The sequence below is a fragment of the Rhizobium sp. NZLR8 genome, from assembly GCF_019685025.1.
GTDB lineage: Bacteria > Pseudomonadota > Alphaproteobacteria > Rhizobiales > Rhizobiaceae > Rhizobium.
On sequence record NZ_JABDVY010000010.1, the window covers coordinates 98012 to 118630 of the forward strand.

The 20619-nt window shown below is 54.7% G+C and carries 17 protein-coding genes and 1 pseudogene; 11 read left to right on the forward strand and 7 right to left on the reverse strand.

The genetic code is table 11. From position 1 onward, the window contains the following. From HJB89_RS21435 to HJB89_RS33795, 5 genes are all read left to right on the forward strand, one after another. Complete coding sequence (locus tag HJB89_RS21435) at positions 1–834, forward strand: carbohydrate ABC transporter permease (RefSeq protein ID WP_077988185.1); 834 nt, start codon at positions 1–3, stop codon at positions 832–834. 28 nt (positions 835–862) lie between these two features. Further along, positions 863–1888 carry a Gfo/Idh/MocA family protein gene (locus HJB89_RS21440; protein ID WP_077988184.1) on the forward strand — a complete coding sequence of 342 codons (1026 nt, stop codon included), beginning with the start codon at positions 863–865 and terminating at the stop codon, positions 1886–1888. 78 nt (positions 1889–1966) lie between these two features. Beyond that, entirely contained in the window at positions 1967–3133 is a 1167-nt protein-coding gene (locus HJB89_RS21445; RefSeq protein WP_077988183.1) for an ABC transporter ATP-binding protein, read from the forward strand. A 182-nt stretch (positions 3134–3315) separates the two neighbouring features. Then, entirely contained in the window at positions 3316–4206 is an 891-nt protein-coding gene (locus tag HJB89_RS33790) for a HAMP domain-containing protein (RefSeq protein ID WP_376767661.1), read from the forward strand. Continuing rightward, positions 4170–5180, forward strand: coding sequence for a methyl-accepting chemotaxis protein (locus tag HJB89_RS33795; protein WP_376767660.1), 1011 nt, complete (start codon positions 4170–4172; stop codon positions 5178–5180). The genes HJB89_RS33790 and HJB89_RS33795 overlap by 37 nt, the downstream gene beginning before the upstream one ends. Before the next feature lie 71 nt (positions 5181–5251). On the opposite strand, the gene HJB89_RS21455 is transcribed toward HJB89_RS33795, so the two are convergent. After that, the gene (locus HJB89_RS21455) at positions 5252–6526 is read right to left on the reverse strand and encodes an ROK family protein (RefSeq protein ID WP_026242369.1); all 1275 of its coding nucleotides are present in this window, start codon (positions 6524–6526) and stop codon (positions 5252–5254) included. A 458-nt stretch (positions 6527–6984) separates the two neighbouring features. Here HJB89_RS21455 and HJB89_RS21460 point away from each other — a divergent pair, with 458 nt between their 5' ends. From HJB89_RS21460 to HJB89_RS21480, 5 genes are all read left to right on the forward strand, one after another. Continuing rightward, entirely contained in the window at positions 6985–8271 is a 1287-nt protein-coding gene (locus tag HJB89_RS21460) for a DegT/DnrJ/EryC1/StrS family aminotransferase (RefSeq protein ID WP_094231111.1), read from the forward strand. Positions 8272–8411: 140 nt separating this feature from the next. Then, positions 8412–9083 (forward strand): HAD family phosphatase, encoded by a 672-nt coding sequence (locus HJB89_RS21465; protein WP_018517066.1) that lies wholly within the window; start codon positions 8412–8414, stop codon positions 9081–9083. A gap of 154 nt (positions 9084–9237) precedes the next feature. Then, a complete protein-coding gene (locus tag HJB89_RS21470) occupies positions 9238–9759 on the forward strand; it encodes a GNAT family N-acetyltransferase (RefSeq protein ID WP_245315079.1) in 522 nt (173 codons plus the stop codon). Positions 9760–10063: 304 nt separating this feature from the next. Continuing rightward, a complete protein-coding gene (locus HJB89_RS21475; protein WP_020572027.1) occupies positions 10064–11272 on the forward strand; it encodes a glycerophosphodiester phosphodiesterase family protein in 1209 nt (402 codons plus the stop codon). A gap of 48 nt (positions 11273–11320) precedes the next feature. Continuing rightward, positions 11321–12391, forward strand: a complete 1071-nt coding sequence (locus HJB89_RS21480; RefSeq protein ID WP_017958604.1) for a hypothetical protein — start codon at positions 11321–11323, stop codon at positions 12389–12391. A gap of 342 nt (positions 12392–12733) precedes the next feature. On the opposite strand, the gene HJB89_RS21485 is transcribed toward HJB89_RS21480, so the two are convergent. From HJB89_RS21485 to HJB89_RS21510, 6 genes are all read right to left on the reverse strand, one after another. Next, the gene (locus HJB89_RS21485) at positions 12734–13486 is read right to left on the reverse strand and encodes a hypothetical protein (protein ID WP_245315078.1); all 753 of its coding nucleotides are present in this window, start codon (positions 13484–13486) and stop codon (positions 12734–12736) included. A gap of 209 nt (positions 13487–13695) precedes the next feature. Further along, the gene (locus tag HJB89_RS21490) at positions 13696–14409 is read right to left on the reverse strand and encodes a GntR family transcriptional regulator (protein ID WP_018482090.1); all 714 of its coding nucleotides are present in this window, start codon (positions 14407–14409) and stop codon (positions 13696–13698) included. A gap of 205 nt (positions 14410–14614) precedes the next feature. After that, a complete protein-coding gene (locus HJB89_RS21495) occupies positions 14615–15322 on the reverse strand; it encodes a hypothetical protein (protein ID WP_158081456.1) in 708 nt (235 codons plus the stop codon). Between the two features lie 1580 nt (positions 15323–16902). After that, the gene (locus HJB89_RS21500) at positions 16903–17889 is read right to left on the reverse strand and encodes a molybdopterin-dependent oxidoreductase (protein ID WP_028734623.1); all 987 of its coding nucleotides are present in this window, start codon (positions 17887–17889) and stop codon (positions 16903–16905) included. 5 nt (positions 17890–17894) lie between these two features. Further along, positions 17895–18917, reverse strand: coding sequence for a carbon-nitrogen hydrolase family protein (locus HJB89_RS21505; RefSeq protein WP_018484255.1), 1023 nt, complete (start codon positions 18915–18917; stop codon positions 17895–17897). Between the two features lie 63 nt (positions 18918–18980). Continuing rightward, entirely contained in the window at positions 18981–19364 is a 384-nt protein-coding gene (locus tag HJB89_RS21510; protein ID WP_077988180.1) for a RidA family protein, read from the reverse strand. A gap of 180 nt (positions 19365–19544) precedes the next feature. Between HJB89_RS21510 and HJB89_RS21515 the strand changes: the two are divergent. Continuing rightward, positions 19545–20466: pseudogene (locus HJB89_RS21515) on the forward strand (LysR family transcriptional regulator). The last annotated feature ends 153 nt before the right edge of the window (positions 20467–20619 follow it).

Here is a 20619-nt window from a genome sequence, read left to right on the forward strand (position 1 = left end):
ATGTCCCGCCGCCACACGAGCTTCAACACGGCACTCACCTACGCCGCCGGCCTCCTCTTCCTGGCAATCTTTGTCGGTCCGATTCTGTGGTTCATCGCTCTTGCGATCCGGCCGGCCGAGACGGCATTCACCATGCCGCCGCAACTTACCTTCGAACCCAATCTCGATGCTTTCCGGCACATCCTCGTCGATCCGGGTACCAACGCGCCGCAACTGGTCAACAGCCTCATCGTCGCAATCGGTGCTGTGCTACTCAATCTGCCCTTTTCGGTTCCTGCTGCCTACGCGTTGTCCCGTTTCAAGCTACGCGGCAAGAAGAACATCATGTTGTGGTATCTCGGGTTGCTGATGGCCCCGCCGGTCGCGTTCCTGATCCCCTATTTCATCCTCATCACGCGCATCGGTCTGCAGGGTTCCTATTTCTCCATGATCCTGGTCCTGCAGACGCTGACGATCCCGTTTTCCGTCTGGTTGATGAAGAGTTTCATCGATGAAGTGCCGGTGGAACTGGAGGAGGCTGCCCGGGTCGACGGCGCCCGCTGGTACACGATCATGTTGCGGATCACGCTGCCGATCGTTCGTCCCGGCGTCATTGTCACGTCGATGTTCGCCTTCGTGTTCGCATGGAACAATGCCGCTTTTCCGCTGGTGCTGAGCTCACGCTCGACCGCCACTCTTCCGATCGGAACACTTGGATATTTCGCAACGAGCGGAGTGACCTGGAACTACATCGCCGCCGCCGCAGTGCTCGCGATGATACCTCCGATGATCATCTTCCTTGTTTTCGATCGATACGTCGTACGAGGCCTCACCTTTGGTTCGGTGAAGGGCTGAGCTTTCCCTTTATGAATGGAGTAATGAAATGAGCAGACTGCGAATGGGCGTCATTGGCGCCGGTCTTTGGGGCGGCAATCACGCCCACACCTTTAATGTCTTGCCGGAGACCGAGCTGGTCGGCGTCTGCGACCTCGATGAGGGCAGGGCGCTGAAGATGAAGGAAACCTACGGCGCAACGCGGGCCTTCACCGATTATCAGAAGCTGATCTCCAGCGATCAGATCGATGCGATCTCGGTTGCGACACCCGACTTTACCCACACGCCGATAATCCTCGCCGCTCTGAAAGCTGACAAACACGTGTTGAGCGAAAAGCCGCTTGCGACGACGGTGAGTGAAGCCGAGGAAATTGCCGCGGCTGCCGCAAAATCCAAGGGCAAGCTGATGATTGATTTCCACAACCGTGTGAATCCGATCCTCGCCCAGGTTCGCGACATGATTCAGGACGGTCAGATCGGCTTGGCAAAGCACGGGACCGCGCGTCTTTCGAATACGACATTCGTTCCATTCGAAATGCTGAGCTGGGCTGCAAAGTCTTCGGCACTCTGGTTCCTGGGAAGCCACCTCGTCGATGTCCTGCGTTTCATTCTCGCAGACGAGGTCGTGCGTGTTTATTCCGTCGCCCGCTCTGGGACACTGTCTGCCGGCGGCGTGGATACGAAAGACTTCCATGCGTCGATCCTTGAATTTTCCAAGGGCACGGTCGTGACCATGGAGAACAGCTGGATCCTGTCGCGCGACAATCCTTCGCTCGTCGATTTCAAGGTCGAGTTCGTTGGTGAAAAGGGCCAGATCCAGGCAGACCCGACCCATAGCGGCGGCCTGCGCCGTATCGTCGACGGCGGACTGAAATACAATGACTATATCGGCATAACGCCCACCGGCGCGACGCGTATCGGCGGCTTTGTCCTGGAGTCCATTGCTCGCTTTGTCGATAGCGTCCTGCGTGACGCTCCGCTGCTGGCAGATGCGCAGGACGGCCTGGCAAACACCAAGATCCTGGCCGCCATCGAGGAATCCGTTGCGACCGGCAAGGCTGTGAACATCGGCTAAAGCCGGAACCAAAGGCGCGGGGCATGTCCGCATAACGGTGCGGCTTGCCTCGCTTGAAAATACGGGGAGTACATAAAAATGGCGTCCATGACCTTCGACGGGATCGGCAAGACCTTTCCGGACGGAACCGTTGCCGTTGCGAATGTAAGTTTTTCGGTCGCGGACGGAGAATTCGTCGTGTTGGTCGGCCCCTCGGGTTGTGGCAAGTCGACATTATTGCGGATGGCAGCGGGTCTTGAAGCGCTCAACAGCGGCCGGCTGCTCATGGATGACGCTGATGTGACGGAGACAGAACCCCAGGACCGGGATATTGCGATGGTTTTCCAGAACTACGCGCTTTACCCTCATATGACTGTTTACGACAACATGGCTTTTGGCTTGCAGCAGCGCAAAATGCCCAAGGACAAGATTGACAAGCTGGTGCGCGATGCAGCCGAAATGCTTGATCTCGCGCGCTATCTCGAGCGCAAACCGGGGGCATTGTCTGGTGGTCAACGCCAACGCGTGGCGATGGGTCGAGCGATCGTTCGCCATCCCGTGGCCTTCTTGATGGACGAACCTCTTTCCAACCTGGATGCCAAGCTCCGCGTGCAGATGCGCGGTGAACTGAAGCTGCTTAATCAGCGGCTCGGCGTCACAACCCTTTATGTGACCCACGATCAGGTCGAGGCTATGACCATGGGCGATCGCGTGGCTGTGCTGAAGCCGGTGTTTAACGGACAGGAGAGTAATCTTCAGCAGATCGACACGCCGCAGAAGCTTTACGACAAGCCGTCCAATCTGTTCGTCGCGGGGTTCATCGGTTCGCCCGCCATGAATTTCGTACGCATCGAGCTGACAGCGGAAGCCGGGACGCTGAAAGCTGCGATTACCGGAACGAATATATCCTTCTCCATCCCCGCCCAGCCAGCATTGTCGGTCTTTGCCGGGCGACAAGTCGTTGTTGGAATTCGCCCGGAGATGTTCAAGGTTTGTCCCGAGGCCGAGGCGTTGTTCAATGAGCAGATCCCGGTTGCCGAAGCGCTTGGAGCCGACACTTTCGTGTTTTTCGACATCGCCTCACCGCCGGTCAATATCAACGATGCTGAAGATACCGAAGACTTTCCCAATAAGGGTAAGAACCGGCTTGTGGCGCGTATACCACCGGCGCTGACACCTCGACCCAATCAGGTGCTGCCATTGACAGTCGACCTGGAGAAATTGCACTGGTTCGACCCAGTAACGGGGGCTGCGATCCGCGACTGACAGAACGTGCACGAAATATCGCCAGCTGGGGTTTCAACTCTTTTCTCCTGCCCTCCCAGGCAACTTGGCTGTCGTCGATTACGAGGTCGGCGGCAGCCATTTTTTTAAAACTCGAGACATCAAACCATCAGAATCTGAACATCCATCCGCCGTAAGTGACACCGAGCTTAGAGGAGTGGCCCGTGAAACACATTTCCATTGTCGGTAAGTTCTTTATCATCATGGCCGTCTTTGGCGTCATGGCACTCGGTCTGACGTTCTATCAGAGCCGGCAAATGTTGAAAGTTAACGACAGCTATCAGGAGCTTCTCGACAAAGATGCATCTGCAGCACTTCGCTTGACCCAGTCGAACCGAAGTCTGGAAATAGCGCGTGCCAACATCAGCGACATGGTGATGACGCGGTCGAAAGAGGCGAGGGCGCGCGCAGAATTTGGCTTGAATGACGCACGAGGAAACTTCGTCAGGTTCATGGATATGGCGATTGCCGCAGTTCCTGAGCAGAGCGAACTGCCGAAGTTGAAGGCGGATGGATTCTCCGTCCTGACCGATACGTGTGGTGCAGCCATCGCTGTTGGTCGCGGCGCAACTAGTGAAGCCGAGCTTGCCATGGTGCAGCAACTCTATCTCACTCTTTGCCAACCCGCCTTTGCTGCCATCTCACCAAGATTCACATCCGTCACGGAAAAACTCGCTTCCGACGCAGATCAAAAGCGTGCTGGCGTTTCAAACGTTGTCCGTGACACGTCCGTGCTGAGTTTGGGAACAGCTATTGTGGCACTCTTCGCTGTCTCGTGTTTCGGCTTTCTCGCAATTCGCGCCTGGTTGGTCAAACCGATCAAACAGATGGTTACGACGATGAAGGTCATAGCCGACGGCGATCTTACTTCGACTGTTGAGGGAACGATTCGCCGCGACGAGATCGGATCGATGGCCCGAGGGCGCGCGATCTCGGAAAGGATGCAGAGACAAGTCGTGGCGCAAACGAGATTGAACGTGCGCGTCTCGCCGAGACCGATCGTCAGCGGGCGCGGGATATGGCGGAGGCAACGACCGGGCTTGCAGAGGGCCTAAGGCATCTCGCCGACGGGAACCTCGTGTTCAGCCTCGACGACAAGTTCGCCGAGGACTTCGAACCGTTGCGGGCGAACTTCAATGCTGCTGTTGCCCAGCTCGCCGAGAGCTTGAGAGCTGTGTCGAACGCAACCGAATCGATAGATGATGGCGCGCAGGAAATCAGTTTGAGCGCGCAGGACCTGTCACGCCGCACAGAGCACCAGGCTGCTTCACTGGAGCAAACCGCCGCCGCGCTGGATCAAATTACCCAGAACGTCGCCAGTTCCTCAAAGCGCACAGCGGAGGCGCGACATGTTGCGATCGAGGCAAACAAGTCGGCGCGCCACTCCGGGGGAGTGGTCTCCAGCGCTGTCGCGGCAATGCAACACATCGAACGGTCATCCTCGCAGATCTCCAGTATTGTCGGGGTCATCGACGAAATCGCGTTTCAGACCAATCTTCTGGCGCTCAACGCAGGCGTCGAGGCGGCACGATCCGGCGAGGCAGGAAAAGGTTTCGCAGTGGTTGCCCAGGAGGTGCGGGAGCTTGCTCAACGCTCTGCGCATGCAGCAAAAGAGATCAAGGATCTTATCCTCAATTCGGTTGATGAGGTCAGCAGTGGCGTCAAGCTGGTCCGCGATACCGGCGAGGCGCTCAAGATCATCGTGGACCAGATAGTGCTGATTAACACTCAGCTTGATGCCGTCACGGCCGCTTCCAACGAGCAGTCCGCAACCCTTTTTGAGGTCAACCGGACAGTCAATCGAATGGATCAGGTTACGCAGCAAATGCAGCCATGGCCGAGGAATCCACGGCTGCAAGCACGGCACTTGCCCTTGAGGCAAAACAGTTGCGCGGGATTGTGGCGGAGTTTCAGATTGAGAATGCACTGTCTGAGCAGCAGACCAGTCAAAGCAACCGTGAAACAGCGTCAATATCTTTGCCAGCACGCCGGATGCTGGCAAAGGTCGCGAACGAACTCGGCAAAGTGAGTGACGGTCGAGTTGCAGATAGATCCCGGCAATGACCGCGGACCTCCCGCAGGAACGAATTGCGGATGTCTTTAGATGACGAAATTCAGCAATTCAGAAAGAAGCAGACTGGCGGCACCGCGTAAAGCCGCCAGGCATTCGCTATCTCCGAAAGCAAGGGCAATTTCATCGCCCGGGCGATGGAATACCAATTCCCGGAAGCTTTCCTGGATTAAATGAAGCATGGGGTTTCCCCCTCGTACGATGTCGCCGTGAATAACGATAAAATTGGGCGCCATGAACTGCTGGAGGTTCGCCAGGCCGACCGAAATGTTGAACGCGTAGTCGCGAAGTAATTCTCGTGCGCCTGGGACGTCGTCGTTGGCCAGAGTCAATAATCGGCTCACATCCAGTGAGTGCGGTTGTGGCAACCGCCTAACCTTGGCCTCGTCCGTTAACCACTTCGAGCCGGCGATTGTTTCCCAGCATCCACGTCGGCCGCACTGGCATATCCGACCTTTGATGTCTACGGTCGTATGACCGATTTCGCCGCCTGCACCTGCGGGTCCCCGATAGAGATGCCCATCAAGGTAAAGCGCTCCACCCAAAGTCTCGCCGATATGGACGGAGGCGAAGTTTCTCCGGCCGCGGCCTTGTCCAAACCATCGGTCCCCAACCAGCAAGGCTCTGGTATCCTGATCGACACACACGGTAACGCCGAACCTTTTGTGCAACTCGGCTTCGAGCGGTAAGCCGTCCAGGAATGGCCCGAGACTGGCGGTCACAATTGTGCCCGTCTCCGTATTGATCATTCCTGCAACTGCTACACCTATCCCTAAGATCGGTTTGCCAGATGCGATGGTTTCTTCGACACAGGTGCTTATAATTCGGAATGCGTCGGTGGGGTGTGTAAGGTTCTTCGGAAAATCGGCGGCGTGTTGAGCATAGACCTTGCCCTCCAAAGAGACCAAACAAGCACTCACGCGGTCGTGCATCAGGAGCACCGCGCATATTGGCCTTGCATCCTTGGAAAACCACAACTTGGTAGCCGGCTTGCCGCCTGCTTCGTTGGGAGGTATCACCTCTCCTTCCGCAAGAACACCCTGATCGATCAGGGGCTGCACAATCCCTCCGATAGTCCCTCGAGTCACACCCGCAAGGCGGGCCAGGTCCGCCCTGCTGGATGGCCCTATGTCGTACAAGGCTTGCAGCAATCGGCCCCGATTCGCAGGGCCCAAGGTTCGCGTTGGAATCAGTTTTTGGGCCGGTACTATACCCTTAGCGCTCTCATCTTTATGGCGATCGTCAGAACTGCCCTCACTTTCTCCCAGTCGGTGAGCTTCGAGTCTTCTTATCAAAGAGTCCATAGCATCCAATCCTGTTGGCCGAACCAATTGCGCCGCCAACGGCCAGCACTATCAGGGGGCTAACCGCTTCTTCGCAATCTGGTGAGGCTCGGGTTATGATCTGGGGGCCATGTGCTGTTCTTCCAACGCATCTTATGATCGGCACCTGGCGTTTACGGGAAACTTTGGCCGGTTCCCGTCCCAAGCCTTCATTCAGTGATCTTAGTGTCCGCCCAATCGTTAAAAACTATTGAAATATCCCAAGCGCTCCGTGCAGAAGCTGACCAAGGTGACGCCCAAGCAGCTGCCTGACCATACACGACAGAATCGAATATTATACTTATTTTATCTCGCGTAGCTTGAATATAATTTAGCATATACTTTTTTATATACTTAGTTTGAGCTATCATGCCGGGGAAAGCAGTGCTAGCGTTTGTGTGGGCTGATCAGCATTCTAATGAGCATGATTGGAGATCGAGATGAACAGATTCGGTGCACTACGGCTCATAACTCGCAACGCAACTGGTGCTTTCTCAGTCGAGAAGCTCGCCGTTTTCGGTGGGAAGCCTGTGGTCCCCCAGGGACGTGTTACACCTTGGCCCGCCGCGGAGAAGAAGCACTCGGATGCCCTGCGTGGAGTTGTGGATGGTGGAAGATATCACCGCGTTAATCATCCAATTGTGAGCGGTTTGGAGGAAAGCCTTGCAAGGTGGACCGGGAAGTGGCAAGTGCGCGCTGTCGGCAGCGGAACGGCAGCCATTCACATCGAGCTCGACTACGTGAAAGAGCGAGGCGAGCAAGTTGTTACCGCAGCATTGAATTGGCCGGGAGCGGTAGGGCCAATCACGATCAGCGGTCTTCAACCCGTCTTCGTTGATGTCGACATGAACTTGGCCGGGATTGATCAGCGCGCCGCCGCTGAAGAGTTCGGCCCCAACGTGGCTGCAGTTTTAGTCACTCACCTTTTCGGAAACAATGTTCTCGTCCCCGACGCGAGGTCTGCAGCGCGAGCTCAAGGCATTGCTGTGATCGACGACATCTGCCAATCGATCGGCGCCGCGAAACCAATCGTCGACGGTGCGCATCTTGATGCAGACGCACTCGCTCTATCCGGAAACGGCGCCAAGCACCTTGGGGCTGGGGAGCTAGGATTTGTCATCACGGAAGACGCCACCTTGATTGCACATGTTGATCGCGTATCGCTGTCCAGCTCGTCTCGGAGCGGAGCGCGAATATTCTCGCCCTATTCCCAAGGGTACAACTACAGGCCCAACGTATTCTCTTCATCTATAGCGAACTTGCGGGTCACTGAGATGGATACGCAACTGCAAATCCGAAGAGACAATAGCAAGCTTTTATGGGAGATGATCAGCGAGCTTGTGGGTATATTTCCTCTTTTCAACCCATCTGACTGCGACCATTCGATGCTCAACTTTCCCCTCCGGATCGAACCTGCGGCACTTGGCTTCGCGCCAGGCCCGGCTGCAAGGGATTTCGTGGTGAAATCGCTGCAGGCCGAAGGCGTGCCTATCTGTGTTTGGCTCACGAAGCCCGTATTCGAATATCTTCCAGACATTCGCGACAACTGGAAGGCTGCCGATTTTCCAAATACAGTGAAACTCTTGGATACGATGTTTTACGTTTCCGAGATTGCGCCACCCAACGATGGCGAATTGATGAAGCTTTATGCAGAGGCGTTTCACAAGGTTTGGAATGCTCTTCATAGGCAAGGTCCGAAGGTCGCCGCAGGAGCAATTTCTGGCTGAGCCCCGCGCGTCGCACCAATTTCCCAGTGCCGCAATGGTCAACATCCGATCCTTTTCAATCATACTTTGCTCAATGCCCGGAAGATTGAAAGCTGCGCTGGGACAAAACTCAGAGTGATTCTACAACGAGGACTCCTTGTATGTCTTTTTCGAAAAGTCCGGAATTACTGATCTTCGACTGCGACGGGGTTCTCGTCGATAGCGAGCTTATCGCAACCAGGGTGCACATCGAAGCTTTGGCGAAATGTGGTTATATCATATCCGCTGAAGAGTATAACGATCGCTTCATAGGAATGACTGACCAGCAAAGTTATTCAGTCATAGAATCCGAGGGCGGCTTGCGCCTACCGGAGGATCATCATGAACGTGTGATGGCCGAAGTTGCAAATCGATATGCTCGTGATCTGCGTGCAACCAGCGGCGTTCGGCAAACCTTGGAAGCTATCAATTTAAGGAAGTGCGTGGCGTCGAACAGTGATGCTGCGAAGCTCTGCTTGGCTCTTAAAGTCACAGACCTGCATGATTTCTTTTGGCCCCATGTCTTCAGCGCTTCGCAAGTTGCGCGTGGTAAGCCAGCGCCGGATCTCTTTCTGTTTGCAGCACAGAATATGAACACACCGGCTGGCAGTTGTCTCGTTATTGAAGACAGCGTTGCTGGAACTCAGGCGGCAGTGGCAGCCGGGATGATGGTGATTGGCTTCGTGGGTGGCTCTCATTGCCTTGCTGGGCATGGAGACAAACTGATGGAGGCAGGTGCCACAAAGCTGTTTAGCCGCATGACGGCGTTGCCACAAATCTTAGCAGCTTTGTGATCACGCAGTTGCGCTCAGGCGAAGCGTCTTGAATCGCAGCGTCACCGTCCAGGATATATCGTGGGATCCGATAGCATCGGTTGGTGCACGGGCTTCACCTCAAATTGACCGATCCTCGCTCGATTGCTCGGCCCGCCAGAAGAATGGAGATACTATGACCGCGAAACCAATGGTAGCTGCAACTCCGGTAACGATCGAGTACCTAGAAAGACTTCCGAAATTCATTTCCATTTGCGCAAGTTGGACTTTCGGACAATGGGGTTCTCAATCAAATGGCTCGTACGAACAAACGCGGGGCGAGTTTGAAGCAGCAACAAAAAATTTGATACCGCTAACATTGATTGCCATTGAAAACGCATTGCCGGTTGGGATGGTCACGTTGGCTGATCGTGATTTCGATGGAAAATCTCATCTATCCCCGTGGCTTAAGTCGCTCTTTGTCCATCCATTTCACCGCAAGAAAGGGATAGCCACGTTGTTGATCGAGCGGCTGGAGCACGAAGCATCGCGCCTCGGTTACAAAAGCCTTTTCTTGATAACGGAGGACGCGCGAGTTCTTTACGAAAAGAGCGGCTGGCAGGCAATTGATTGCGTCCAAACACCCTATGGCGCAGCAGCTTTGATGGAGAAAACCCTGCCAACGCCTCCTCACCTGAGAACCGCTGCACCAGGATGAAAATAATCGTGTCGAGCTCCAAGCTGCTTTCACCGAAACTCTCTTAACGCAACGCCTTTGTTAGGCTCCGCTTTTATGGATCATCTTGATGTCGAACAGCCTGTTATTACAGCCATAGAGCAAGGGGGGAACCAGGCGGTCGGCTAACAAATCCCATCGCGTAGCGAGGCCATCTCCCCTCTTTCGTTCCCAGCCCAGGCCTTAGCCACTGCTGAGGCGGTTCGTGCTGTTGCAAAAAGCCCCAGGAACAGGCCGTACAACGTAGCGAGCTACCCAAATTCCCATCGAAAGGTTCTGAAACCTTATGCACACCAGCAACAACGTAGCATCAGCGATCCTAAATTCTTACGCCTCGCGTTTTGGTTACCTCGGCGGCCGACGGGATCTGCGGGCATCGCTCATTTTGACTTCTTTTTTTGCTTTCGCTATTCCATCCTATGCCGAAGCAGAGGCGCTGCTTCCGGTAAAGCCTTCACCATATCTTGTAAGTGCGATTACAAGAAACATGTTTAAGCTGCCGAAACCCGACGATGACTTGGTCCTGCTATCTGCGCACCGCGGATCTTGGGAGATCTATCCCGAGAATTCAGCCTATGCCTTGCAAGACGCCTGGAATTCGCAGATCGAGAGCGTGGAAGTCGATGCCCGCTTCACCGCTGACAATGAAGTCGTTCTATCTCACGACTACAGGATTGAGCGCGAGTCAACTGGAAGCGGCCTATTATATAATCAGAACTTTTCGCAGCTACGACAGGCCGATCTACGGGACCGACATGGCCGCGTTTTTACGGATTCACAAGGGCGAAAGGCGAAGTTCCTAACGTTCTCTGCCGCGCTTGATCTACTCGCCCAATATGTCTCCGATGATGGTCATGGCTACGTGATGATCGTCGATATCAAGGCGGCAGTCGATGATCAGGACCCTACTGATCCCATCGAGCTCATGCAACGCTGCCTTGACATTCTCGCGACCAAGGGAAATGCGAAACTCAGCAAAGCCGTTGTATTCAAGCTCAAAGCAAAGGATGCGGTGGATGTCGGCACGATTTTAAATCGGACGACCTACGACCCCAACCTCATTGGCGGGCTAATTGTCGTCGAAAACCCGGATGACGAGAATGTGAAGGATTCCAGCTACGATCCCCACGAGGACTCAATCTACGATCAATGGAATGTGGCGCCGTTCTCCATTCAGTTTGAAATGAACCAATTCTATAAAGGTGACGGTCTGCAGGCATATTTCGACTATATCGACCAGAAGCAGGGCTTCGCCACCTATCATGAAAGTAACTACTTTCCAGAGGGCGTCGCCAACAGCGCCGGAAAATGCTGCTTCGACCACAACACGGATCCGAAATCGACCGCTCAACGAGGGATCGTACCAGATTACCGAGGAGATCCGGAGATGGCGATCGTCAATCGTACCAATCTTATCACCACTGATTGGCCCGACGTAGTCGGCGATATGTTGCGCCAGATAGGGCGCCGCAACACCACCGAGCTCACGCGCTAGAGCAAGACCTCCGCTTCCAAAAACGGGATTGTTTTGATGAATAATGGAATGAAATTCTTCCTGTTGTTTTCCACGCTGGGCTGTCTTGTCGCTGGCGAAGGGCAAGGGGCATCATGCACCAATGAAGCCAATTGTCTTAGAAGCGCGTCGGACAAAGTATCTCAGACGCTCACACCGAAGGTAGTGCCAATTTTCTGGGAATTTCCAAAGCTGTACATCCACGACTCGGCGACAGAAGCGGATTATCCGGTGCCCGAAGATACGAGGCAGGCATTTGACTTCTATACCAACAAGACTTCCTTCAACTTTCCACCGCACGCGTCAATCGTGACTAGTCAAAGCGCGTCGATCCGACCGGACACGGGGTTCACTGTCCTTTTGGTCGAAAAGACCCGTGAAAATACCGCTCCTAATGGCGGTAGCGCCTTATCGCTTCTAAGTTCTAATTCGAACGATGCTTACCTATCATTCGCGTTGGGAGCCACGCCCAATCCGAATGGTCAAAAGTGGTCTTTTGCGAAAAGCCTGCTTCAAAGCGACATGGCGTCTATTGCATGGTGGCAGAAGCCCTGGGATATGAACGTCGTGGGGCCAACAGGGGCATTCTCCGGCACAGAGTGGATTTACTATACCTTTACTCCAGACGGCAAAGTGCGCATCGACCGTTTTGCGCCGTATACCTATTTTCTAGCTTTTACAGCTTACCAATGGGATGAGGCAGTGCTCGACAGTGGGTTTCCGCATTCTCCTTTCAGCTCTGGTACGCCAGCCGATCGTCCGAAATCTGTGATTTTCGGATCGGTTGGACCATGGGTTATTGGCGCTGCAGCCGCGCCCGGTCAGGCGTCGCCCATGATTGAGCCAATAGAGGCGTTGCCGGGATTTGAGGGAGCGACGATCTTCTCGACCCCGATGTCGATAAAAGAAGTTGTAGCGTATCAGAACTCCCTGAAGAGGAGCGACTTTCTCGACGTCAACATGCTGCCCTGCAACAGCGGCCAGTACCTTTCCGGCGAGATAAGGACTCCCTGCGGCACGGCTCGCCCTGGTAATCCCCCGTCGAATGTAAAATCGGTGGCTGGTGATGGGATCCGCACCAATATCGAACGCTATGACTAGCGATGTTGGACGACTCTCATTTGTTCCGACGGCGATTAGACGGCATCAGATTCAGCTACCTCGATGCCGCAATCCCGGCCGCTTGCGCAGCAAATGTCTGAGCCAGATCGAGCAAAGATGGTGACCACTCAAGCTGTGACGTCGCCGCGCTAAGATATTCTAGAACCAAAGCAGGATTAAGCCGTCTTGAATTTCTCGAGCATTGCAGCAGTGAGATTTTCTCCGGCGCGGCCCCAGGTGGCCGGCGTACGATCACTCAAAATCGTATCGACTGCGAGATCCGTTTTGCGAAACGCCATTTGAACTCGCTAAGCGACTTGAGCGTAGGTCCTCGTCCGGCCCTTATTCATCTTTGGCCCAGCCCTTGCTGTCGGCTGTCTTCGCGAGGAGGAATGCATAACACCTGCTGATCTCGTCGAGCTTTCTCACCAACTCGCCGTCCGATCCACCGAGCAAAGTTTGATAGCCCTCGCCTCTTGTTGACCTCTGCCAATCATTCCCAATAGAGCGCGCGGTCGCATTGCCGAGGGAAGAAACCATTGGTTTGGGGCTGCCAAACGATACGGCTGCGCGTCTCAATCCGTCTTGGAAGCTTGCGTCATCGAGTCCGCTATAAGGCTTTCCTTCGGAATTCGTTGCATTAAGGAAGATCTGCTCGTCACCGAACACGGCATATCCGCCGCCCAAGCCTTTTTTCGTTGCGTCCGCTGCCTCGAAGAATCTCTGCGCGACGGTGGCGTTAAGGCTGCCCTGCGGAAACCGCACGACAACAAAGCCTGTCTTACCTGTCGTGTCGTTGAGGCGAGAGGTAAGGACGCGATATTGGCGGAAGACGTAGCCAAGGGAGCCGGCAAGTCGATCCGCCGCGGCGTCATCGAGATCACCCTCGGTCTGAAGCGATGCATTGGTTTTGAGGAGATACCCGCCTGGCGTAACCTCTGTCCTCAAGGTCGCAGCGTCGATCCCGTTGGCTGTTATTATCTTTGGCACAATGTCTTTTGAGACTTCGGCTGAAAACGTCGCTCGATCATCATAGCTGGCCTGGGCAAGCTGCGGCAAATGGAAACCTGCGGAGGGCGTTGCCCGATAGGACACGAGCAACTTTCGCTTTGCCAGCGCTGTATTCTGGAATGCTGAAGGGATGGTGGCAGCCTCTTTGATTTGGCAACATAATTAAAATGCTGGTAGGTAATGCCGACGTCGGCTTTTGGATTGCCCGCAGCAGCCGCAGATATGCGCGGCACTCGACAAGATTCTTCGGGTTCGTTGATTAGGATCATTCGTCGAGATGACGGTATGCGATGTCACAAACTTCTCGCAGGCCCCGGAAAACCTGTTAATCCACGTTCGTTCACCTCTTGTACAATCCTTGAGACGGCACCCTGTTCTAGATCAAGGTGGTTCACCAACGCGGACTCCACCAGGGTCGTTGCCGTGCCTAGTTCAGACATTGCGGCAATTAGCTTCTCGAGGCTTTCGACAAACGCGGGCCGAAGTTCCGACGCAGTTATTTCCATTCGTAGAGGGTGAGTGCAAAAACAGAATCGGTGGACGATTTTGCAAGCCTCGCAATTCGATGCTTCTTGGGCGACTTTAGTGAATATCGCTTCTGCCCTTAAGGCGAGTTCGTCAGGGGACAATTTATCCGTCACGGTCCAGCTCTCTGGGACCTGCGGCCGCATTCGATTTAATGCCGAGATCAGGGTCTCACGTCCGACAACATAAAGATCTAACAGAGTTCTTTCCGACATCGGTCTCGTGAAAAAGCCTCTTTGAGGGATGTATTGGATCTTCCCTTCAGCTGCAAGCCGCTGAAGTGCTTCGCGAACTGGCGTTCGACCAAGATCGAGCTTAGACGCTAGATCCTGTTCCCTGAGATGTTGCCCCGGCACACGACCGTTACTGTGGAGAATTCGTCGAATAGCCTCGTAGGCAATATCGGCCTTTGCAGGTTCTGGTTCAGTAGAAAAATTTGGGTCACCCCCACGACCTTGGGGCGCGTTCTTGCAACACCACATTTGATAGTTTTCCTCTGTCGATATCCTTCAAGGACCCTACAGGAGCTTCTTGCATTGAGACCGGACGGTCGCTTCGAATTGAAGGTCGAATTAGTCGGCCCTTCCAACACCGGCACCGCGTTTCGCGCCCGAACCAGATACGGCATCAACCACCTGCATTACAGCCGCGGCCGTAATTGGCAGCTATCGCATTCTGCCGCTAATTTCAATGCCATAGGCACAAAGCTGCGTCGGGATGGCGCGCTGGTCCGATGTCTACCGCCTGTCGTATTTCGCGTAAGCGGCCGGCTTTAAGCGAACCGTGTCTCCAAGGCCTGCAAGTGCCATCAATGTGGTGGCAGTTTTCGAAATCAACATGTTCATGATAGTTCTTCGGTGGACGTGTGTCGGCCTCATCGTCAATGAGCAATTTTTCCGATCGGTTATTCCTATCAACCAGCCGATAATAGGCATCGGGGGTGTTGGAGTATCCGCGGTTCGCGAGAGCCTCGACGTGTCCATCAGTAGCGATGGTTTCGCCGTTGTCAGAATCACCTCCAGCGCAATCAAAGACACGTTCAGATTTTGAAAGAGACCATGTGATCTGGCCCATTCGTTCCGGTTCGTGTTTGGTGGCGAGAAGTGCCTTGGTTAGGCCCAGGCCTATGCTTGCCTCGTATTCGGCAGATGGTTGTTGCAATGTCGGCAATTTTTCAAGGCTCGGCTCCGTGCCGGTCACCACGGGACGGTTAATCCGATAATATCTTCCGCTATCTGCGACTTCGCGAAGCGCATTCAGATGGTCGTTCCGTGCGGCCGGCCAGCGTATAGCACCCCGTGGAGCAACCACACGTACGCAATCGAGGAAGGCGAGCCTCATTTCCGGGCTATCACGCCTGGCTTTGTTTGGATGCATTTTGTCACGTCGGTTCATCTAAGCCTCCCGTCGCTGACCAGGGTAGTCCCCCTGGCGCGTGTTGAGCAGGTCTAGACGGCGCTCCGCCATAGATCAATATATAGCAATAATATATTTTTTTATATATTTGGCCAATCGCACTAGCGTAACTTTATACTTTAATCGTCAAATACAAAACTCGAAACGATATAGTCTTTCTCATACGAGCTGAAGGTTTGATTGAGTCCGCGAATGTTCGAGCTGACAATCTCCGTTGGTGATGGCCAAAGCTCGAAGTGGTCATGTACGGCTATGACTCCCTCAAGCAGCACGAAGAGTTCCCCTCTATCTGACAACTCCGAAAAGTTGGTCGGATTGAGTATTTCGTCACCATCGCGCCGATCGCCAGTGAGTTGAATTTATTGGCCGAATCGGAGTCTCGAAGACACTTCCTTCGCTCTTGTATTGAAAGTCGAACACAGATCGCTGACAGGAGAACGCGTGGGAAGAACACCGGTTACGCCGAAGTCGGTTTACTCGGGCCACCATTATATTCGGCCGGCACAAAAGGCGTTCTCGTCAGGTCGGAAACGATGACATTCTGGCTCCCTTGCGGTGGACCCGACTAGTTTCGCTGGGCGAGCGACACACCGCAAAGCAAAAACGAACGGCATTCTTATCGCGCCAGTCACCGGCGCTCGCTCCCGGACCATTGATACTTTTATCCCCGCGACACAGGCGGTCTCATAGCCACAACACGTGGCTGCCGTCGAAACAAGTTCGACGACAACCACGCTGCCTTGGGAGGCGAAAGGTTTTCCCGAGAATCTGGTCTTCCGAATGAGGTAGCAGGGTCAGCTACTATTCGTGCACATTCGGCGAACGCAATTGTCGCCGCGAGAATCGTTGGGCGCGCCACGCTAGACTATCGCGCCGGCGGTTGCGTACCTACAGAGGTGAACAGTCTCGCAGCAGATTCAGCAAAGGTACATCCGATTAATGTCCTACTCCCCCCATGGCAGCCACGAGCCGACGCACATTCGCCGATGTCGAGAAAAATACCAGTCATTTTCATAATTTCTTTGCGAGTGACAGAAAGCGAGGCGTGTTCGTCGGGCCCATATTGCCCACAATCGGCGTACGAATGAGGTATCCAGATTGTAGGTAGTCCGAGGACATCGGCGAAGAGGTCGTGGCAGCGAGCCTCCCAGATTTGGCAGGAGTGAGGGCTCTTGCGCATGGTTTTCTCAATCGAGTCACAAACGAAATGCACCCCGTGATGACTAGGGGAAAGACGGGTGGCCATGATGACGATACCAGTCCGCATTCCAAAACAAGCGCCCTGGTGTCGCCAATGATCGGATGACAAGCGCGGACAGGTGCTGCGACAACTGCTGATCTATAGCGCATGATCGCGATCATCGCCTCGGCCGTTCAATAGGCGGTTTTTGTCATGCGTGGGCCGGTGTGACGGCGGGCTACCGCCTCTGTTCCACCCGATCGCAGGAAAGCTCTTGTCCTGTCGATCTGGCAGACCGTAGTGCCGCTGGCTCATCGAGAAATCTCGATTTTTTCGTGCGTCGGTGGACGCCCATCCCAATGTCGCAGTGGGCTCCGGGTCAAGGATCAACTTCAACTTTAACCGTGTGCACCGCATTTCTCGCGTCAGTCAGCGGCTGTCCCGCCCCACATTCATCCGTGCACCGACATAGCAAGATATTCTGGCCTGATGTAGGGGTCCACGACAACTCGAACCGTTGCCAACTCCTTCCTTCGCGCGGCCCTACTGAGGCAGTCCGCCAGGAGCCTCCACCGTCCACGCTGACCTCGACGCTGGAGATCTGGTGATCTCCCCAAGCCCAGCCCCATATTTTCGTTGGCATGTCCGCTGACAGCAGATCATTTGGGGACGGCGATACGATAACGGACTCCGGGGCGACCCCCCAAACCGGCTTCATCCCCGACGCCGCAGGGTCATTGTAGAAGCGCGTCGTATAGGCGCCGCTTGCGCGCCGATCCGCAGCCGTGATCGAACCAACCCATTTTACGGAGTTTGTACCATACCAACCTGGCACGACCAGTCGAACCGGTCCTCCGCGCTCTGGAGTGAGTGGCCGACCGTTGATCTCAAGTGCGAGGATAACTTCTTCTGCAAGTGCTTTGCCGATCGGCAGGTCTTTTTGATAAGCTTCTTCAACATCTGCGTATTCGCCCCACTCGAGGCCGGAAGTCCAGATGTAGGACGCATGGCTGCTGATCTTTGCGCGTTCCAGAACGAGCGACAGCGGCACACCTTTCCAAATTACATTTCCGATCCTGCGTTTAGGCACTGTCGGAGCAAGCGGACTTCCAGCGCATTCGTGAACCGACATGTACTCGCGCTGTGGCATTGCTTGAAGGTCAGACAGATGCAATCTCGTCGGGTTACCCACGAGGCCATCGACATCCAAATGCCAATGCTCGGGGTCGATCTCCAGGAACCCCATATGCGTTACCAGAAAAAGATCATCTTCAGGGGTGATCCACGATTTAAGGGCATGAACGCCGTCGGCAGGGCCCTGGAAGGAGAAACCCTTCTTGGTCATGTGCATACCCGTCCGCGCCATCACCTTTACTCCGGCATGGCCACGGCCTCAGGGCTCGTTAGAGCGTCCTCAGCGCGGCCTTCCAAAAATCTGATTGGGTTTCGACGCATCCGGTTCACGGTGACGTCGAAAATATCGAATCGGTTGTAACCAGCAACGACGTCGTGAAATCGTTTCGGCTCAACACAGTCGTCGAGATCGATTTGGGCATAGCCGATACCTTCGTCGGTCATTTCGTCACCAGTTGCCGCTCCAGTCGGCCCTAGGAAAAAGCTAGTGGCCCGCGGACTGGCATCTATGATCGCTTCGATCGCAGGATCATCCAAGGCAATGGCTTTGCGTGCGACTTCGTCCAGGTGCCCCGCCACGATGATCCCGAAGCACTTGGCCTCGAAGCAGTGCGCAGAGGCACGGATGCGGTTGGCAGCTCGGTTGTCGTAGTTGTCGCTTTCTGTGGGAACGCGAGTGGGCCAGATCGGCGGATAGCTACTTATATGAACTTGCTCGCCTTGCGTCATCAGACTGTAGCGCGCGAGCGGATTTGTATTTTCCCCGCAAATTAGGCCGCCAATGCGACCGATTCTCGTGTTTGCGACGACCAACCCTGCGCCATCGCCCGGATCCCAAACTAGTTTTTCAAAGAAGGTTGCGACCAGTTTTCGATGGTGGATCAGGATTTGGCCGGTATCGGAAATCAGAACATTACTATTCCACAAACCTCCGACACTTGCCGGGTTGCGCTCGGAAAAACCGATTGAAACGAAAACACCGTTATCGGAGGCGGCCTTTCGCACACGCTCAATTTCCGGGCCGTCAATGTACACCGAAGCTTTCAAGAAGCGTTTGAAATGTTCGTGCGATTGAATGGGCGGGTAAAGTGCTGCCCAGACAGGGAAACCGGGTAGAAAGCTCTCCGAAAATACCACGAGCGACGCGCCGTTTCGGGCAGCCTCTGCTATCACCGAGCAAGCTTTTTCCGCGCTCGCCCCAGGATCGAGATAGACGGGGGCAATATGAGCAGCCGCGGCCCAGAATTTCATGTTTCCCATCGACATTCCTCTACAGATCCAGGCTCGCCATCAGCCATCTCGACTAGCTCGGCAAAGGCAGGCTCAAGATTGCCGCTTTGCTGTTAGACCGATTTCAATGCGTGCTCCAAGCGGCAGGCTGGCGCAGCCGATTGTGGTGCGGGCCGGGTAGGGCGATGAAAAACGCGTCGCGTAAATCTCATTCATCTGGCCAAAGTCACCCATGTCGGTGAGATAGACATTGACGGATACGACATCATCCGACCCCAGGCCCGCTGCCTCAAGGACTTGAAACAGATTATCGAAACACTGGCGTGTCTGGTCGGCTACATTTCCGTCGACAAGTTTGCCGGTGCCGGGGTCTAGCGGTGTCTGGCCGGAGCAGAACAGAAGATCGCCGGCCCATGTCGCGTGCGAATACGGTCCCACTGCCGCAGCGGTTAAAGCATTCACAGTTCGTCTGGACATGCGTTCTCCCAAGGTAGGTTCAAGTAGTGCGGGCTGCTGGCGATAAGCGTTTCCGCAAGATATTTTGCTTCACTGCGCACCACACATACAGCGGCACAGCACGTTTGAAACTATCAAAACGAATTTGCGAGCCAACCCGAATAGGATGCACTACCCTGTGCAAAAATAGACGGAGGTAGCATGGCGACTGCAATCGATCATCTTGATTGGGACGATCTCAAACTCTTCCTCATCGTCGTCCGGTGCAAAGAGCGTGACCGGCGCCGCTCGCGAACTAAAAGTCAGCCATTCCACCGTATCTCGCCGGCTTGCTCGTCTGGAATATACGGTTGGCGGTGCACTCGTCGAGCGGACCAAGGACGGACTTCTGCTGACACCGGCCGGCCTGGTTACAATGCGGCGAGCGGAGGAAATCGAGAACGGCGTGAATGCTCTTCGCAGCGACGTAAGCAATCGTGACGAAATACGCGGCACAGTCAGATTGGCCACCATGGAAGGCATCGCAACGCTTTATCTCTCCGAGCGCCTCGTTGAACTCAGTAGCCGGCACCCTGATCTTGACCTCGAGCTTGTAACATCGCCGCAAACGGTTCGGGTCGCTCGCCGGGAAGCGGATTTATTCCTAAGCTTCTTCAAGCCCCATGGAACTTCTCTGGACAGTCAGCTGATCGGACGTTTCAAGACTGGCTTATTCGCTTCGCAGGCTTATCTTGAGCGCAATGGAGTTCCCTCTCAAGCGGCGGATCTTAGCGAGCACCGCTTTGTTGGCTATATCGAGGAGCTGATTCAGCTTGAAAGCGTGCTCTGGCTAGAGGAACTCGTACCCACCCCAAAAATAGCGTTCAGCTCAAATAGCATGATGTCGCAGATGTTCGCGGCGTCTGCGGGCGCAGGAATTGTAGCCCTTCCCGAATTCGCACTCAGTCTAAACCTGGGTCTCGTTCCAGTGCTCGACGAACTGAGCGGCGAGCGCGAGATCTGGATGTCAGCACACCAGGATCTAGCTTATCTTCCAAGAGTGAGAGCCGTAAAGCAATTCGTGAAAGAGCTGCTACGTCGTGACGAACAACGCCTTCTGAGAAACTCACCTTGGTCTTCGTGAAGTTTCGCAAATCGGACTGTGCGGAGCGCTCTGGCCGGCTGAATTGGCGGACGCTTACGCCCCGTCGCTCAATTCTGCACATCGGGTTGCGAAGTTGTCAGCTTCCGTGACAACGCCGATTGCGTCAACAAGATTGACGCTCGATCAAAGGAA